Raw genomic sequence first — 17,302 nt, 5'->3', positions numbered from 1 at the left:
CCACCCGGGATCGTCTCAGCCCTTTGACGGAGGACGGTTCGTCGACGCCCTCTTGCTTCGCGCTGCACAAGAGTTAGGCTGCCATCGAGACGATCAGTCGTATGTCGGGAGCCACCCCCTTGGCCATTCAAGTCGCCCTGCACCATCTCACCGCCTACGCCTACGACCGCCCGGTCCAGCTCGGGCCCCAGATCATCCGGCTGCGACCGGCTCCCCATTGCCGCAACAAGATCTCCAGCTACTCGCTGCGGGTCACGCCCGAGACCCATTTCGTCAATTGGCAGCAGGATCCGCACGGCAACTGGCTGGCGCGCTTCGTCTTCCCCGAGAAGTCGCGGGAGTTCCGCATCGAGGTCGACCTCCTGACCGAGATGGCGGTCTACAACCCCTTCGACTTCTTCCTCGAGGAATATGCCGAGAGCTTCCCCTTCGCCTACAAGCCCGAACTGGCGGAGGAGCTGAAGCCCTATCTGGTGCCCGAGAAGACCGGCGAGCGCTTCGAGGCCTATCTCGCCGATGTCCGTCGCGACGAGGCCCGCACCGTCGACTATCTGGTCTGGCTCAATCAGAAGCTCTCGCAGGACATCCGCTACGTCATCCGCATGGAGCCCGGCGTCCAGGAGCCCGACGAGACGCTGGAACGCGCCTCCGGCTCGTGCCGCGACACCGCCTGGCTCCTGGTCCAGCTCGCCCGCCGCATGGGCCTCGCCGCCCGTTTCGTCTCCGGCTATCTGATCCAGCTGAAGCCCGACGTGAAGTCGCTCGACGGCCCCTCCGGCACCGACCACGACTTCACCGATCTCCACGCCTGGTGCGAGGTCTACCTGCCCGGCGCCGGCTGGATCGGCCTCGACCCGACCTCCGGTCTCTTCGCCGGCGAGGGCCATCTGCCGCTGTGCGGCACCCCGCATTATCGCTCCGCCGCGCCGATCACCGGCCTCGTCGATCCGGCCGAATGCACCTTCGAATTCGAGATGCACGTCGATCGCATCGCCGAGAAGCCGCGCGTCACCGCCCCCTTCTCCGACGACGCCTGGGCCGCGCTCGACGCCCTCGGCCGCCGCGTCGACGCCGATCTCGTCGCCAACGACGTCCGCCTGACCATGGGCGGCGAGCCGACCTTCGTCTCGATCGACGACTATCAGTCGGCCGAATGGAACACCGCCGCAGTCGGCCCGACCAAGCGCGCCAAGGCCGACGATCTGATCCGCCGCCTGCGCCAGACCTTCGCCCCCGGCGGCTTCCTCCATTACGGCCAGGGCAAGTGGTATCCCGGCGAGAGCCTGCCGCGCTGGGCCTTCGCGCTCTATTGGCGCAAGGACGGCAAGCCGATCTGGCGCGATCCCTCCCTCGTCGCCCTCGAGGCCGGAGAGAAGACCGCCACCGTCGAGCAGTCGCGCCTCCTCGCCGAGGGCATCGCCGAACGCCTCGACATCGGCGGCGACTACGTCATCGCCGCCTTCGAGGATCCCGCCCATTGGCTCGTCCAGGAAGCCAAGCTCCCGGTCAATCTCGACCCCTCCAACTCCAAGCTCGAGAACGCCGAGGACCGCCATCGCATCGCCCGCGTCTTCGACCACGGCCTGACCCGGGCGACCGGCCACGTCCTGCCGGTCCAACGCTGGAACGCCGCCGCCGGCACCGGCTGGTATTCGGAGAAATGGCGCCTGCGCCGCGAAAAACTGTTCCTGATCCCCGGCGACAGCCCGGTCGGCTATCGCCTGCCGATCGCCTCGCTGCCGTGGATCCCGCCGTCGTCCTATCCCTACATCATGGAACTCGACACCTTCGTCGAGCGTCCGCCCCTGCCCGATCCCGACGAGCTCGCCCAGGTCTACCGGCGCAGCGGCCCGGCCCAGCGCGTCACCCAGAACTTCGTCGAGGAGATCGGCGCCGATCAGGTCCGCACCGCGCTCTCGGTCGAACCGCGCGACGGCATCCTCCACGTCTTCATGCCGCCGGTCGAAACTCTCGACGACTATCTGGAGCTCCTCGCCGCCGTCGAGGCGACCGCCGAGGCCCATCGCCTGCCGGTCCACATCGAGGGCTATCCGCCGCCGCAGGATCCCCGTATCGAGGTGATCAAGGTCACCCCCGACCCCGGCGTGATCGAGGTCAACGTCCAGCCCGCCGAGAGTTGGGACGAATGCGTCACGATCTCGACCCGCCTCTATGAAGAGGCGCGCTGGTCACGGCTCGGCACCGAGAAGTTCATGGTCGACGGTCGCCACACCGGCACCGGCGGCGGCAACCACGTCGTGGTCGGCGCCCGCAAGCCGATCGACAGCCCCTTCCTGCGCCGCCCCGACCTCTTGCGCAGCCTCGTGCTCTATTGGCAGCGCCACCCCTCGCTGAGCTACCTGTTCTCCGGCCTCTTCATCGGCCCGACCTCGCAGGCGCCGCGCATCGACGAGGCTCGCCACGACACGCTCTACGAACTCGAGATCGCCATGAGCTGCGTGCCGAACCCCGGCGAGGATTGGCCGCCGCCGCCGTGGCTGGTCGATCGCCTGTTCCGCAACCTCCTGGTGGACGTCTCCGGCAACACCCATCGCACCGAGATCTGCATCGACAAGCTCTATTCGCCCGACGGTCCCACCGGCCGTCTCGGTCTGGTCGAGTTCCGCTGCTTCGAGATGCCGCCGGACGCGCGCATGTCGCTCGCCCAGCAGCTGTTGCTGCGCGCGCTGATCTCCTGGCTGTGGCGCGAGCCGCAGAAGGGCGAGTTCTCGCGCTTCGGCACCGCGCTGCACGACCGCTACATGCTGCCGCATTTCGTCTGGGAGGACTTCCTCGGCGTGCTCGGCGACCTGAAGACCGCCGGTTACGACTTCGATCCGCTCTGGTTCAAGGCGCAGTACGAGTTCCGCTTCCCCTATTACGGGACGGTGGAACACGGTGGCGTCAAGCTCGAGGTCCGTCAGGCGCTGGAACCCTGGCACGTCACCGGCGAGGAGGGCGCCGTCGGCGGCACCGTCCGTTACGTCGACTCCTCCGTCGAACGGCTCCAGATCCGCGTCGAGGGCTTCGACCCCAAGCGCCACGTCGTCACCGCCAACGGCCGCCAGATCCCGCTCACCTCGACCGGCACCTCCGGCGAGGCGGTGGCGGGCGTGCGCTACAAGGCTTGGCAGCCGGCCTCCGGCTTCCACCCGACCATCCCGACCCACCCGCCGATCACCTTCGACATCATCGACAAGTGGACCGGCCGGTCGATCGGCGGCTGCGTCTATCACGTCGCCCATCCGGGAGGGCGCAACTACGACACCTTCCCCGTGAACTCCTACGAGGCCGAGGCGCGCCGCCTCGCGCGCTTCATCGATCACGGCCACACGCCCGGCTTCGTCGTCATGCCCATCGCCGAACGGACGAGCGAATACCCCTTGACACTCGACCTGCGTCGTCCCCCCCTGCGGGGATGACGGTTCGGTGATCGAACGGCGCGCCGGGGGGCTTCGTGGGCTCGACGCAGTTGGAATTGACGATGCGATGGTCCGACGGGGTCGATCCGGCCCTGGCGGATCTCGTCGCCGGCTATCGCACCATTCCCGGCGTCCATGACGAACTCATGGACGCCGACGGGCGGTTGCGTCCGCACTGGCTGCCGTTGCTGTCCCGCCTCTCCCGGATCGGCCGCCCCGAGATCGAGCAACGATTCGCCGGCGCAGACCGATACTTGCGCGAATCCGGCGTGGTCTTCCGCTCCTACGAGGAGGACCAGGACGTCGATCGTCCCTGGCCGCTCGCCCATCTGCCGATCGTCCTCGACGCCGCCGATTGGGCGGTGCTGGCGCGCGGCGTCGAGCAGCGCGCGCGCCTGTTCGAGGCCCTGCTCGCCGACCTGATGGGCCATTCGGCCCTGGTCGAGGGCGGCGTCCTGCCCGCGGCCCTCGTCGCCGGCAATCCCGAGTTCCTGCGTCCGCTCGCCGGCGTCGCCCCGGCCGACGGCCATTTCCTGCATCTCTATGCCGCCGACGTGACCCGCGCCCCCGACGGCCGCTGGTGGGTCCTCACCGATCGCACCCAGGCGCCGTCGGGCGCCGGTTACGCCATCGAGAACCGTATCGCGCTGTCGCGGGCGCTCCCCGAATCCTTCGAGGATCTCGCCGTCGAGCGCCTCGGCCCCTTCTTCCAGGCGCTGCGCGGCGGCCTCGCCCGCGCCGCCGGCGGACCCGACGAGCCGCGCATCGCGCTGCTCACCCCGGGATCGCGCAACGAGACCTATTTCGAACACGCCTTCCTCGCCCGCTGCCTCGGCTTCCAGCTGGTCGAGGCCGGCGACCTCGTCGCCTCCGAGACCGGCGTCGCGGTACGTACCGTCGAGGGTCTCGAGCGCATCGACGTGCTGATCCGCCGGATCGACGCCGATTTCGCCGACCCGCTCGAGCTCAATCCCGCCTCCCATCTCGGCGTTCCCGGCCTCGTCGAGGCGGTCCGCGCCGGCCGTGTCGTGGTCGCCAACGCGCTCGGCTCCGGCCTCGTCGAGGCCCCCGCCCTCACCGGCTATCTGCCGATGCTGGCGCGCCGCCTCATCGACGAGGACCTGATCCTGCCCAACGTCGCCACCTGGTGGTGCGGCGAGCCGCCGGCCCGCGAGATCGTCATCCGCGAACTCGAACGCCTGACCCTCGCCCCCGCCTTCGGCCGCACCCTTCCGGGCATCCTCGACAGCGCCGGCGTCCTCGGCGCGCGCCTGACCCCATCCGAACGCCAGCGCTATGCGCTGAAACTCTCCCGCCGCGGCATCGACTTCGTCGGCCGCGAGCCCCTGCGCCTCTCCACCGCGCCGGTCTGGGACAAGGGCCGACTGATCCCGCGCCCCTTCGCCATCCGCGTCTTCGTCGCCCGCACCCCCGACGGCTGGCGCGTCATGCCCGGCGGCCTCGCCCGCTTCGCCGAGCGCGAGGACGTGCGGCTCCTGTCGATGCAGCGCGGCGGCCGCTCCGGCGACGTCTGGGTGCTCGGCGCCCGCTCCGGCGCCCGCTCCGAGGCCCGCCTTCTGCCCGAGCCCGACAAGGCCGAAATCCGCCGCGACAACGGCATCCTGCCGTCGCGCGCCGCCGACAATCTGTTCTGGTTCGGCCGCTATCTCGAGCGCGCCGAGACCACCCTGCGCCTGCTGCGCGGTCTCGACGGTCACGGCGACGACGGCGTCGTCGAGATCTCGCGCGACCTCACTCACCGCATCGCCCTGCTGCTCGCCAAGGGCGGCGCCATCGACGACGAGGTCGCCGACGACGCGGTCTCCCTCGCCGAGGCCGCCGCCTGGGGGCCGCTGTCCGGCTCCGCCGTCCGCCTCGTCGGCGAAGCCCACCGCACCGGCTCGATCGTCCGCGACCGCCTCTCGCCCGACGCCTGGCGCGCGCTCGGCGACCTGCGCGACCGGCTCTCCCGCCGCATCGACCCCCTCGGCCGCCCCTATCAGGTCTTCGCCGAGATCGAGACGGCGCTGCGCACCATCGCCGCCATCGTCGGCCTCGCCCAGGAGACGATGAACCGGCGCGACGGCTGGCACTTCTTCGATCTCGGCCGTCGCATCGAGCGCGCCATCGGCCTCGCCCGCTCCGCCCGCGGCTTCACCGAGGGCGGCACCGACGTCGACGCGCTCGACATGCTGCTCGATCTCGCCGACGGCCGCGTCACCTATCGCACCCGCTATCTCTCCGGCTCGGCCCGCCGGCCGGTGCTCGATCTCGTGCTGCTCGACGAGGCGAACCCCCGCGCGGTCGCCTTCCAGGTGGTGCGCATCGTCGATCACCTCGCCACCCTCGCCGGCCACCGCCAGGGCGACCTGCTCGAGCCGGCCGAACGGCTCGCCCGCAAACTCGCCACCCGGCTCGAGACCGACGACCCCGCCGAATTCGACGACGCGCGGATCCGCGCCGTCGAACTCGACCTGATGGCCATCTCCGACGCCGTCTCGGCTCATTACTTCACCCACGGCTCGCCCCTGCCGATCGACGCGACGAGGCCCTGACCCCATGCGCTTCGACGTCACCCATCTCACCGTCTACGATTGGGGGGCGCCCGCCCCGGTCGCCGACTGCCGCCTGCGCCTGTCGCCGATCGAACGCCGCCGCCAGAAGGTCCACCTCTCGCGTCTCGCCTTCGATCCCGAACCCGACCACGTCGTCGACGAGGTCGACTGGTTCGGCAATCACGTGACCCGCATCGCCTTCCGCGCCCCCCATTCGCGCCTGACGCTCCGCTCGACCGCCACCGTGACGGTGGAGCCGATGCCGGCCCTCGACCCGCGACTCTCCCCTCCTTGGGAGGAGATCGCCGCCCACGCCGCGCTGTCGCGCTCGCTCGCGCCCGACGATCCCGTCCAGTTCGTGTTCCCCTCGCGCCTCGTCGGCCTCACCCCGGCGGTGACCCGGTGGACCGCCGAGGTCTTCCCGCCCGGGCGCCCGATCCTCGAGGCCGTGCTGGCGCTCAACACGCGCATCCACGCCGAATTCCGCTACGCCCCCGGCGTCACCGACGTCGCCACCCCGCTCGCCCGCGTCTTCGAGGAGAAGCGTGGCGTCTGCCAGGACTTCGCGCATGTCATGATCGCCGGCCTGCGCGGTCTCGGCCTGCCGGCGGCCTATGTCGGCGGCTATCTGCGCACCCTGCCGCCGCCCGGCCGACCCCGCCTCGAGGGCGCCGACGCCATGCATGCCTGGGTCGAGGTGTGGTGCGGCCCCTCGCTCGGCTGGATCGGTTTCGACCCGACCAACGCCATCCTCGCCTCCGACGACCACATCGTCGTCGCCTTCGGCCGCGACTATGCCGACACCGCCCCGGTGATCGGCATCCTCTCCTCGAGCGGCGAACAGGGCCTCGCCGTGTCGGTCGACGTCGTCGAGGTCCCTGCCCCGATCACCGGCCTCGCCGGGGCCGAATTCGCCGCGCCGCCGGCCTGAGCCCCACCGCCCGCCGCTCTCCGATTCCCCTGGAAATTCGTCCGGTTCGGATTAATCTAATCGATATGATCCGTATGGACGAGGTCGCGTCCCGCCGTTGCGACGCGATCTCGCCGAGCCCGGCCGCGCCGCTCGGGCAACCGATCGCGCCCGCCGGGATCGATCGAGGCGAGGAGAGACCAGATGACGGACGTTCCCGGCACGCCCCCGAGCTCCCCCCAGGCCGTCGCCGCCCCGGCGGCGCCGAAAGTCCGCGACGTCGGCCGCGACGACGTCCTGGAGGCGCTGCGGCTCGGCATCGCCGACTTCCGCGCCGCCCCTCTCTACGGGCTCTTCTTCGGCGGCATCTATGCCGTCGGCGGCCTCTTCCTGCTGTGGATGACCATGAGCGCCGGGGTCGCCTATCTGACCTATCCGCTGGCGACGGGCTTCGCCCTGCTCGGCCCCTTCGTCGCGGTCGGCTGCTACGAGGTCAGCCGCCGCCGCGAGAGCGGCGAGATGCTCGACCTCCGCGCCATTCTCGGCGTGATGGCGCGCCAGAGCTCGCGCGAACTCGGCTGGATGGCCTTCGTCACCCTCTTCGTCTTCCTGATGTGGATGTATCAGGTCCGCATCCTGCTGATCCTGACCCTCGGCTTCAAGAGCTTCACCACCTTCGGCGAATTCCTGCACGTCGTCACCGGCACGCCGGAGGGCTGGCTCTTCATCGTCCTCGTCCATGTCGACGGACTGATCTTCGCGATGGTCACCTTCTCGCTGACCGTGGTGGCGTTCCCGCTGCTGCTCGAGCGCGAGATCGACTTCGTCACCGCGATGATCACCTCGGTGAAGTCGGTGACGGCCAATCCCCGGACCATGCTCTCCTGGGGACTGGTGATCGCGCTGCTGCTGCTCGCGGGCAGTCTGCCGGCCTTCGTCGGCCTGTTCGTGATCCTGCCCGTGCTCGGCCATGCCACGTGGCATCTCTACCGCCGCCTCGTCGAACCGGCCGACGCCCGAGGATAGGGCGTCGGCATCGCGCGAACACGAGGAGCCGGCGGAAAGCGGGCGGACGGGACGGCGTCCGCCCGCGCCCCCTCACCTGCGGCTCAGGCCGGCAGAACCACCACCGGCGTGCCGATCGGCACGCGCCGGTAGAGATCGATCACGTCGTGATTGAGGAGGCGGATGCAGCCCGACGACACCGCATGGCCGATGCTCGACGGGTCGTTGTTGCCGTGGATGCGATAGAGCGTGTCGCGACTGCCCTGATAGAGATAGAGGGCGCGCGCGCCGAGCGGATTGTCCGGGCCGCCCGGCATGCCGCCGGCCCATTTGGCCGCCTCCTCGTCGCGCAGCGTCATCTCACGCGGCGGCGTCCAGGTCGGCCATTCCGCCTTGCGCCGGATCGTCGCCCGGCCCGACCAGGCGAAGCCCTCGCGGCCGACGCCGACGCCGTAGCGGATCGCCTCGCCGCCCTCGCGGACCAGATAGAGATACTTCTCCGCAGGATCGATCACCAGCGTCCCCGGCCGTTCCGGGCCGCGATAGGCGACGATCGAGCGGAGATAATCGGGGTCGACCTCGGAAAAATCGAGCGGATCGACCACGAAGCGACCGTCGTCGATCTCCGAATACATCGAGACGTATTCCGGCGAGGTGCCGATGCCGATCCCGTGCGCCCGACGCGTCAGCCGGCCGCCGCTCGCGTCGCCCTCGTAGTCCCAGCGCTCGACGCGACCGCCCACCGCGCAGCCCGCGAGCGCCAACGGCAACGCACCGAGCAGCGCGCGCCGCGACCACCGGGCCGTCACCTTGCCGACGGTATCGTGATCACGCTCGACCGAATCGTTCATCGAAATCCCCTTCGTCACCTTGCGAGCCCCCATCGGCGGACCCGACCATGGAGAAATTGGGGCAACGCGCGACCCGGGGAAAGAGTTCCCCGCTCACGAGATCGTGGTCGCGCGCCCGATTTCGGACGGGCCGGTCGTGATCGGACCTCGTCGGCCGGCCTCGCGTTCCGACGCCGCCTCAGCGCCGGCCGTAGTCGGCGAACTTCGCCGCCGCCTCGGCGATCGCCTCGTCGCTCAGAATCACCGGCTCCCCGGCGAGCAGCGCCTGATGATATTGGAAGGCGAGCGTCTCGAGCTCGACCGCCAGCCACAGCGCCCGCGCCGGTGTCGGCGCCACCGTGATCGAGCCGTGGTTGGCGAGAAGGCACCCGTTGCGTCCCTCGAGCGCGCTCAACGCCGCGCGCGACAACGCCTCGGTTCCGAAGGTGGCGTAATCCGAGCACCGGATCGTCGAGCCGCCGAACCCGGCGATCATGTAGTGCACCGCCGGGATCTCGCGCCGCAGGATCGCCAACACCGTCACATAGGGCGAATGGGTGTGCACCACCGCGTTCACCTCGCCGCGCGCCCGGAGGATGTCGCGGTGGAAGCGCCATTCGGTCGACGGCGGCCTCGGGCCGGTCCACGCCCCGGTCTCGTCGTCGAGATCCATCTTCGCCACGAGATCGGGCGTCAGCTCCGCCGGCGGCACCGCCGAGGGCGAGACCAGCATGGCCGAGCCGAAGCGCAGCGACACGTTGCCGGACGTGCCGCGATTGAGGCCCGAGGCGCCCATCTCGCGCATCGTCTCGACCAGCGCCTCGCGGGCCGCCCGCTCGCTCGTCGTGTTCACAACCGCCCCGCCTCGATGATCCGCTGGAGGAAGGCGCGGGTGCGCTCGTCTCGTGGGTCGGAGAAGATCTGCGACGGCGGCCCTTCCTCGTGGACGACGCCGCCGTAGAGGAAACAGACCTTGGAGGAGACCTCGCGCGCGAAGCCCATCTCATGGGTGGCGAGCACCATGGTCATGCCCTCCGACCGCAGATCGCGGACGATGTCGAGCACCTCCGACACCAGTTCCGGGTCGAGCGCCGAGGTGATCTCGTCGAGGAGCAGCACGATCGGATCCATCGCCAGCGCGCGGACGATCGCCACGCGCTGCTGTTGGCCACCGGACAGGCGATCGGGAAATTCCCCCGCCTTCTGGTCGAGCCGGATCCGGGCGAGGAGTTCCATCGCCCGTTCCTTGGCCTCGGCCTTGGACTGGCCGAGCACCTTCACCGGCGCCGCCGTGATGTTGTCGAGCACGCTCATGTGCGGGAACAGATTGAACGACTGGAACACGATGCCGACGTCGCGCCGGAGCGCGTCCTGATCGACGCCGGGTCCGGAGACGCGATCGCCGTGCAGGCGAATCTCGCCGCCGTCGATGGTCTCGAGCCCGTTGATGCAGCGCAGAAGCGTGGACTTGCCACAGCCCGACGGGCCGATCAGGCACACGACCTGATGTTCCTCGACGTCGAGGGTGATGCCGTTCAGAACCGGAACCACGCCGCCGTAGGACTTGCGGACGTCGCGGATCTCGACGAGTGCCATGATGTCTCCTCCGAGGTCCGGATCAGCCGCCCGCCCGCATGCGCTTCTGATCCCGTTCGATCAAGCGATCGACCAGCCGCGCCTGGGGAATGGTGATGAGCACGAAGAGAACCGCCACCGTCGTCACCGACGACAGATTGAAGTGGTTGGAGGCGATGATCTTGGCCTGATTGAAGGCGTCGACGGTGCCGATCACGCTGACCAGCGCCGTGTCCTTCTGCAGCGAGATGAAGTCGTTGAGGAGCGGCGGGATGATCCGCCGGACCGCCTGCGGCACCACCACGAAGCGCAGCGTCTGCGTGTGCGAGAAGCCGAGCGAGCGCGCCGCCGCCGTCTGCGACCAGTGCACGCTCTCGATGCCCGAGCGATAGACCTCGGACACGTAGGCACCGTAGGTCAACGTCAGCGCCAGGATCGCGAACATCGTCGGCGTCATGTCGCGCAGGATCGGCAGATCGGTGAGCGGCAGGCCGAAACCGACCAGATAGATCGCGATGATCGCCGGCAGGCCACGGAAGAGATCGACATAGGCCGTCGCGATCAGGCGCACCGGCGCCCCCGCCCGGCCCGGCGCAAGCCGCGCCACGGCGATGACGAGCCCCCAGATCAGCACCAGAATCTCGGCGATCACGAAGATCTCGATGTTGACCCAGAAGGCCTTGCCGACCAGATGGAACGTCTCGAAGATCAGCGACAGATCGAAGAAGGTGCGTCCGACCGCGACCTCGTTGGCGACCAGGAACAGGCCGAAGATCAGCACGATCGCCGCCGCCGCCGTGTAGCCGATCGCCAACCAGGACTGCTCGCGCGCCGCCGCCGTCTCCGCCCGCGCCTCCGCCACGTCGATCTTGGCCGTCCGATCCGCCCGCGACGCGCAGGAGAAGCCCTTCAGCGCCGGCACGAACAGCAGCAGGAACACGGCGACGATGCCGAAGAGGCCGGCCGTCGCCCACCCCTCCTCGAAGCCGACCGAGGCGAGCCCGTCACGCACCGTCGAGGCGGTGAGGAGACCGACGGCGATCAGGATCGCGACCACGCCGAGCGCGGCGGTGGCGAGACCCTTGGCCGATTTGGGGGGCGCCGGCTTCCACTCCCGGGTAGGGCGCGGCGCCCGAATTCGCGGCGGTTGGGATGCGTCGGATGTGTCGTCCATGTGGGGGCGTCTCGCTCGTCTCGGGACCGAGGGACCGTCCCGTCCGGCGGCCGGGGCCGTCGCGGACGAGAGAGCCATCGCCCGCCGGGGTCGGCGGGCCGGAACGATCCTCGATCGGCGGGCCCGCCGATCGAGGATCCGCCTTCGGGATCAGGGCTTGAAGTAGGGGATCTTGGCCGGATCGGCGCCCCAGGAGGCGGCGAGATACTTGGCCGAGAGCTTCTTGGTGGTGCCGTCGGCGATCAGCGACGCCAGGACCTTGTCGAGGGTGGCGGCATTGGCGGAGCCCTTGGGGAACAGCGCGCCGTACTGCTCGCCGGTCGAATACTGGCCGACGACCACCATCTTGCCCTTCGATTCGGCCGCCTGACCGAGCACGATCGCGGTGTCGGTCATCGCCACGTCGATCTGGTTCGCCATCAGCGCGGTGAACATCGCCGGGGTGTCCGGGAACACCTTGGCCTCGGTCTTCGGCTTCAGCGTGTCCTTGACGAAGTCGAGGCCGGTGGTGCCGGCCTGCACGCCGATCCTGAGGCCCTTCATGTCGCCGCTGGCGATCTTCTTGCCCTTCTTGGCGAGAACGCCGACGTCACTGTCGAAATAGGGCGTCGAGAAGGTCACGACCTCCTTGCGCTTCTCGGTGATCGAGATCTGCGACAGGGCGATGTCGAAGTCCTTGGTGTTGCCGGCGACGAGCGCGTCGAAGTCGACGTTCTTGACCACCACCTTGTCGAGGCCGAGGCGGTACGCGATGTTGGCGGCCAGACAATACTCGTAGCCGTCCTTGATCGTCTCCGGCGTGTCGCCGTTGTTCCAGCCCGGCGCGGGCAGGTTGGTCTCGTAGGTGAGCTGACCCGGGATCGCCGGGGTGATCGAGAACTCGCCCTTCTTGCCGGTCATCTCGCACTTGCCGATCATGTCGGAAGCGGCGGCGGCCCCGGCCAGGGTTCCCAGCGCCGTGAATGCGGCGAGAGCGATGCCGAAACGAATCTTGGACGTGAGGATCATGGGGATCTGCCTCATGGGACGCACAGAGGGAAGCAAACGGATCGGACCCCGGCCGAAGCCGGTCCCGTGGCGGGCATGTTAGCGCCGAAATCGCCGGATGGAACCGGAAAAAATCACGACGCCGAAGCATATCCGCGGATGAATTTTCCGCATGTCGCCCCTGATTTCGGCATTACGCCGTTCGTCGACCCTTCGCATCGGCCAAAATTTCACGCGCCGCGTTGTGCCCCGGCGCCCCCGTCACGCCGCCGCCGGGATGCGTGCCCGATCCACACATGTAGAGCCCGGCGATCGGCGCGCGATAATCGGCGTGTCCCATGACCGGCCGCGCCGAGAACATCTGATCGAGCCCGAGGCTGCCGTGGAAGATGTCGCCGCCGATCAGGCCGAACTTGCGCTCGAGATCGAACGGCGAATGGATCTGCCGGCCGACGACCGACGCCGCGAAGCCCGGCGCCTGCGCGTCGACCGTGGCGATCATCAGATCGGCCACCTCCTCGCGGACCGCGTCCCACGACCGCCCGTCCGGCAACTCCGGCGCCACCTGTTGGCAGAAGAGGCTCGCCACATGCGCGCCCTTCGGCGCCAGCGACGGATCGAGGGTGGAGGGGATCAACATCTCGACGATCGGCGCCTTCGCCCAACCGTCGCGCCGGGCGTCCATCCAGGCCTCCTCCATGTAGCGCAGCGACGGCGCGATCACCACGCCGGCGGTGTGATGGTCGGCGACCTCGCGCCCGGGCCGGCAGGTGAAGCTCGGCAGCTCGCTCAGCGCCACGTTCATCCGGAACGTGCCCGAACCCGACCTCCACGAGGCGATTCGCGCGGCGAAGTCGGCCGGCAGCAGCGCCGGATCGAGCAGGCGCTCGAAGGTGAGTTTGGGGTGCAGGTTGGACACGACGCATTTCGCCCGGATCGTCTCGCCGGCCTGCGTGACGACGCCGACGGCGCGGCCCTTCTCCACCAGGATCTCGGCGACGCCACAGTCGGTGCGGATCTCGACGCCGCGCGCGCGCGCCGAGGCGGCCATCGCCTGGGTGATCGCGCCCATGCCCCCGATCGCGTGGCCCCAGACGCCGCGCTTGCCGTTGACCTCGCCGAAACAGTGATGGAGCAGCACATAGGCCGACCCGGCGGCGTAGGGCGACGCGAAATTGCCGACGATGCCGTCGAAACCATAGATCGCCTTGATCGGATCGCTCTCGAACCACTGATCGAGGAAATCCCCGGCCGAGCGGGTGAAGATCTCGAGAAGGTCGCGCTGCCCCTCGAGATCGAGCTTGCGGATCCGGTTGGCGAGCCGTCCCGCAGAAAAAAGCTGACCGATCGTCTCGATCAGGCCGCGCCCGGTGGTGACGTTGGGCGGGGTCTCCAGCACCACCGCCCGCAACACGTCGGCCATTCGCTCCAGCCGCTCGCCATAGGCCGAAAGCCGCCCGGCGTCGCGGGTCGAGAACTGCGCCACCGAGGCCTCGGTTCGGCCCGGCCCGATCTCCAGCGCCCGCCCGTCCGGCAGCGGCAGGAAGTTCGACATCCGCCGCTCCACCACCTCGAGCCCGTGCCGGGCGAGGTCGAGATCGTGGATCACCTTCGGATTGAGCAGCGACACCGTGTAGGCGGCGACGGAATTGCGGAAGCCCGGATGAAACTCCTCGGTGACGGCGCAACCGCCGACCACCTCGCGCTTCTCGAGCACGAGCACCTTCTGCCCGCCCGCCGCCAGATAGCCCGCCGCCGTCAGGCCGTTGTGGCCCGCACCGATCACGATCGCATCGAACATCTCGCCCCCCGCATCCGCTCGAACGCCTGCGGCCCCCGCCGCGTCGTGTCATACGGTCGTCAAAGAGAGGCTTTCGTCAAGCCGGGGGATTGCGGATCGAGGTGGGCACGGTCCGGCCGGAAGGAAACGACGAGGCCACGGCCGATCCCCTCGAACCACGCCGTGACGCGCCGCGAGACCTCGGGATTCACCCCTTGCGGGGTCCGAGATGGCGCGGCAGGCGCAGTTGGAACACCGCCCCGCGCGGCACGCCGTTGTGGGCGGAGAGCGATCCCCCGTGCTCGCGGGCGATCGCGTAGGAGATCCAGAGCCCGAGCCCGGTCCCCTCGCCCACCACCTTGGTGGTGAAGAACGGCTCGAAGATCTTGTCGGCCGCGGCTTCCGAGATCCCGGCGCCGTTGTCGGCGACCTCGACGATCACGTCCTCGCCCTGGGCGCGCATGGTGACGGCGACCCGGGCGTCGGCGACGTCCTTGACCGCGTCGAGGGCGTTGTCGATCAGGTTGACCAGAACCTGATGGATCTTGCCCTCCTCCCCCTCCACCGTCAGGCCGGGTTCGAGATCGGTGTCGAGCCGGGCGCGGCCGTTCTTGGCCCGCATCGCCCATTGCGCGGCGGTGCCGATCAGCTTGGCGAGATCGACGGTGGCGTGGTCGTCGGCGCGGTTGAAGGAGAGCCGGCGCAGGTTCTTGACGATCTCGGAGATCCGCATCGCCCCTTCCAGCGTCCCCTCGATCAACGGTGCCAGATCCGCCAGGATCGCGTCGATCCGCGTCTCCCGCTTCAGTCGTGCCACCGCCGCCTCCGGCGCCTCGTCCTCGAGCGCGTGCAGGTAACGGTCGAGGCTCTTGCGATAGCGATCGAGCGTGTGGATGTTGCCGTAGACGAAGCTGATGGGATTGTTGAGTTCGTGCGCGACGCCGGCCACCAGTCGGCCGAGGCTCGCCATCTTCTCCTGTTCGATCAGCTTGCGCTGGGCCTGTTGCAGCTCGAGATGGGCCTTGTGCAGCGCCTCGTAGGCGCGCCGGAGTTCGCCGATCGGTCGCCCGGTCAGAACCGCTCCGACCCGATGGCCGTTGTGGTCGAACCGCGCCGAGACGTTGATCGCCATCAGATCCGACGGCCCCGCCGCGCCGAGGAAGCTCAGCTCGAGCTCGCGCACCTCGCCCTCGACGCCGGAGATCAGCGCGTTGCGCGCCCGCGCCCGATCGCCCTCGACGACGAGTTCGCACAGCCGCCGCCCCAGCATCGCCTCGGGCGGGCGGGCGATCACCCGCGCGAAGGCCGGATTGGCCTGGACCACCAGCCCCTGCTCGTCGACCACCACCAGAATGTCGGAGACCGAGGCGATCACCGAGGAGATGAACCCCTCGGCCGCCTCCAGCTCGGCGTTCTTGGCCTCGAGATCGGCCTCGTAGCGCAGGAGATCGGAATAGACCGCGTCCATCTTCGCGATCACGTCGATCCACATCTCTTCACCGGCGCCGTCGAAGGTCGGCTCCTCCTCGGAGAGGACATGCGCCATCAGATTGGCGGGACGCGGCCGCGGATCGAGGTCACTCGTCGTCATCGAGATCGCGCCTCAGATCGTAGCGTTGGATCTTGGCGCGCAGGCCGACCCGCGACAGGCCGAGTTCGGCGGCGACGCGGCTGATGTTGCCGGAGAGCCGATCGAGCGCCTCGGCGATCACCTCGCGCTCCAACGCCTCGACCCGTTCCTTCAGTTGCGGCCGTTCGGCCGAAGCGTCGCAACCGTTGCCGGCCTTCGCCGTCTGGAGGATCCGCGTCGACAAGAGCTCCGGCGGCAGGGCGTGATCGTGATCGGACAGCGCCACCATCCGCTGGATCTCGTTGGCGAGCTCGCGCACGTTGCCCGGCCATTCGTAACGGATCATCGCCGAGAGCGTCTCGGCGGCGAACCCCGGCACGTCGCGATGGAAGGCACGATTGACGTCGCCGAGGATGCGCGCGGCGATCGCCGGCACGTCCATCGCCCGCTCCGCGAGCGACGGCAGATGGATCGGGAAGGCGGCGAGGCGGTAGTAGAGATCGCGCCGGAACCGCCCGGTCTCGACCTCGCCGACCAGATTGCGATTGGTCGCGGCGATGACGCGGACGTTCACCTTGCGCGGACGCTGCGCCCCGAGCGGCCGGATCTCGCCCTCCTGGAGCACGCGCAGGAGCTTCACCTGGAAGGCCGGCGAGGTCTCGCCGATCTCGTCGAGGAAGATGGTGCCGCCGTCGGCGACCTCGAAGAGGCCGATCCGGTCCTGATAGGCCCCGGTGAAGGCGCCCTTCTTGCAACCGAAGAGCTCGCTCTCGAGGAGATCGTCCGGCAGGGCGCCGCAGTTCTCGACGACGAAGGGTTGCTCGGCCCGGCCCGAACCATTGTGGATCGCTCGCGCCAGAAGCTCCTTGCCGGTGCCCGAGGCGCCGGTGATGAGGACGGAGATGTCGTAGTCGGTCGCCCGTTTGGCGAGCCCGATCGCCGCCGCCACCGGGCTCGCCGGCTCGTGGACGATGCGCTCGAAGTCGCCGAGCTGGCGCTGGGCGCGACGCCGGTCGCCGACCACCGAGGAGAGCCGCTTCGGCGAGGGCTTCGCTTCGACCACTGTCGCGCTGCCCGCCTCGCGCTGCGCCCAATAGAGACGCGAGGCCTCCCGGACCGAATCGATCAGCCGGTCCGGATGCCAGGGCTTGGTGATGTAGTGATAGATCCCCGCCTCGTTGACGCCGGCGATGATGTCCTCCGAATCCGTATAGCCGGAGATGATCATCCGGATCGGGTCCGGCCACAGATCGCGGACGCGCTTGAGGAAATCGACGCCGTTCTCGCCGGGCATGCGCTGATCGCAGAGGATCACCTGCACCATCTCGCCCGCCAGAACCTCCTCGGCCTCGACCGCGCCGCGCACCGAAATGACCTCGAACTCCTCCGCCAACACCCGTCGGATCGCCTCGAGACTGCGGATCTCGTCGTCGATGACCAGCACGGTGGCACTGCCCGGCATCACCGTTCTCCCCGGCTCGTCACGATGGTCGT

General features: G+C 69.2%; 12 protein-coding genes. 4 read left to right on the top strand and 8 right to left on the bottom strand.

Going from position 1 to position 17,302, the window contains the following annotated elements:
- The first annotated feature begins 119 nt into the window (after window positions 1-119).
- The 4 genes from J3S89_RS11590 (at window position 120) to J3S89_RS11575 (ending at window position 7,913) form a co-directional block, all read left to right on the top strand.
- Complete coding sequence (locus J3S89_RS11590) at window positions 120-3,422, top strand: transglutaminase family protein (RefSeq protein WP_217927703.1); 3,303 nt, start codon at window positions 120-122, stop codon at window positions 3,420-3,422.
- A gap of 62 nt (window positions 3,423-3,484) precedes the next feature.
- Window positions 3,485-5,977 (top strand): circularly permuted type 2 ATP-grasp protein, encoded by a 2,493-nt coding sequence (locus tag J3S89_RS11585; protein WP_217927702.1) that lies wholly within the window; start codon window positions 3,485-3,487, stop codon window positions 5,975-5,977.
- 4 nt (window positions 5,978-5,981) lie between these two features.
- A complete protein-coding gene (locus J3S89_RS11580) occupies window positions 5,982-6,908 on the top strand; it encodes a transglutaminase family protein (RefSeq protein ID WP_217927701.1) in 927 nt (308 codons plus the stop codon).
- 183 nt (window positions 6,909-7,091) lie between these two features.
- Window positions 7,092-7,913: a DUF2189 domain-containing protein gene (locus J3S89_RS11575; RefSeq protein ID WP_217927700.1), complete on the top strand. Its 822-nt coding sequence runs from the start codon at window positions 7,092-7,094 to the stop codon at window positions 7,911-7,913.
- Between the two features lie 83 nt (window positions 7,914-7,996).
- Here the strand turns inward: J3S89_RS11575 and J3S89_RS11570 are convergent, their stop codons facing one another.
- From J3S89_RS11570 to J3S89_RS11535, 8 genes are all read right to left on the bottom strand, one after another.
- On the bottom strand, window positions 7,997-8,743 hold the full coding sequence (locus J3S89_RS11570) for a L,D-transpeptidase (protein WP_217927699.1): 747 nt from the start codon (window positions 8,741-8,743) through the stop codon (window positions 7,997-7,999).
- A 178-nt stretch (window positions 8,744-8,921) separates the two neighbouring features.
- Window positions 8,922-9,575: a class II aldolase/adducin family protein gene (locus tag J3S89_RS11565; protein ID WP_230488886.1), complete on the bottom strand. Its 654-nt coding sequence runs from the start codon at window positions 9,573-9,575 to the stop codon at window positions 8,922-8,924.
- Window positions 9,572-10,318 carry an amino acid ABC transporter ATP-binding protein gene (locus J3S89_RS11560; RefSeq protein WP_217927698.1) on the bottom strand — a complete coding sequence of 249 codons (747 nt, stop codon included), beginning with the start codon at window positions 10,316-10,318 and terminating at the stop codon, window positions 9,572-9,574. The genes J3S89_RS11565 and J3S89_RS11560 overlap by 4 nt, the downstream gene beginning before the upstream one ends.
- 22 nt (window positions 10,319-10,340) lie before the next feature.
- Entirely contained in the window at window positions 10,341-11,471 is a 1,131-nt protein-coding gene (locus J3S89_RS11555) for an amino acid ABC transporter permease (RefSeq protein WP_217927697.1), read from the bottom strand.
- A gap of 150 nt (window positions 11,472-11,621) precedes the next feature.
- Window positions 11,622-12,479: an ABC transporter substrate-binding protein gene (locus J3S89_RS11550; protein WP_217927696.1), complete on the bottom strand. Its 858-nt coding sequence runs from the start codon at window positions 12,477-12,479 to the stop codon at window positions 11,622-11,624.
- Window positions 12,480-12,651: 172 nt separating this feature from the next.
- Window positions 12,652-14,259 (bottom strand): phytoene desaturase family protein, encoded by a 1,608-nt coding sequence (locus tag J3S89_RS11545; RefSeq protein WP_217927695.1) that lies wholly within the window; start codon window positions 14,257-14,259, stop codon window positions 12,652-12,654.
- A 187-nt stretch (window positions 14,260-14,446) separates the two neighbouring features.
- Window positions 14,447-15,829, bottom strand: a complete 1,383-nt coding sequence (locus tag J3S89_RS11540; RefSeq protein WP_230488885.1) for a sensor histidine kinase — start codon at window positions 15,827-15,829, stop codon at window positions 14,447-14,449.
- Window positions 15,816-17,270 (bottom strand): sigma-54-dependent transcriptional regulator, encoded by a 1,455-nt coding sequence (locus J3S89_RS11535; protein ID WP_217927694.1) that lies wholly within the window; start codon window positions 17,268-17,270, stop codon window positions 15,816-15,818. Before J3S89_RS11535 ends, J3S89_RS11540 begins: the two co-directional genes overlap by 14 nt.
- Window positions 17,271-17,302: the final 32 nt, after the last annotated feature.

The organism is Pinisolibacter aquiterrae, assembly GCF_019160155.1.
Lineage (GTDB): Bacteria > Pseudomonadota > Alphaproteobacteria > Rhizobiales > Ancalomicrobiaceae > Pinisolibacter > Pinisolibacter aquiterrae.
This window is presented reverse-complemented; position numbering and strand designations above follow the sequence as displayed.

Excerpts from the sequence above, each read along its gene's own strand:
- J3S89_RS11555 (WP_217927697.1), bottom strand. The coding sequence starts at position 11,471 with ATGGACGACACATCCGACGCATCCCAACCGCCGCGAATTCGGGCGCCG.
- J3S89_RS11550 (WP_217927696.1), bottom strand. The coding sequence starts at position 12,479 with ATGATCCTCACGTCCAAGATTCGTTTCGGCATCGCTCTCGCCGCATTC.
- J3S89_RS11545 (WP_217927695.1), bottom strand. The coding sequence starts at position 14,259 with ATGTTCGATGCGATCGTGATCGGTGCGGGCCACAACGGCCTGACGGCG.
- J3S89_RS11535 (WP_217927694.1), bottom strand. The coding sequence starts at position 17,270 with ATGCCGGGCAGTGCCACCGTGCTGGTCATCGACGACGAGATCCGCAGT.
- J3S89_RS11540 (WP_230488885.1), bottom strand. The coding sequence starts at position 15,829 with ATGACGACGAGTGACCTCGATCCGCGGCCGCGTCCCGCCAATCTGATG.
- J3S89_RS11580 (WP_217927701.1), top strand. The coding sequence starts at position 5,982 with ATGCGCTTCGACGTCACCCATCTCACCGTCTACGATTGGGGGGCGCCC.
- J3S89_RS11585 (WP_217927702.1), top strand. The coding sequence starts at position 3,485 with ATGCGATGGTCCGACGGGGTCGATCCGGCCCTGGCGGATCTCGTCGCC.
- J3S89_RS11570 (WP_217927699.1), bottom strand. The coding sequence starts at position 8,743 with ATGAACGATTCGGTCGAGCGTGATCACGATACCGTCGGCAAGGTGACG.
- J3S89_RS11560 (WP_217927698.1), bottom strand. The coding sequence starts at position 10,318 with ATGGCACTCGTCGAGATCCGCGACGTCCGCAAGTCCTACGGCGGCGTG.
- J3S89_RS11575 (WP_217927700.1), top strand. The coding sequence starts at position 7,092 with ATGACGGACGTTCCCGGCACGCCCCCGAGCTCCCCCCAGGCCGTCGCC.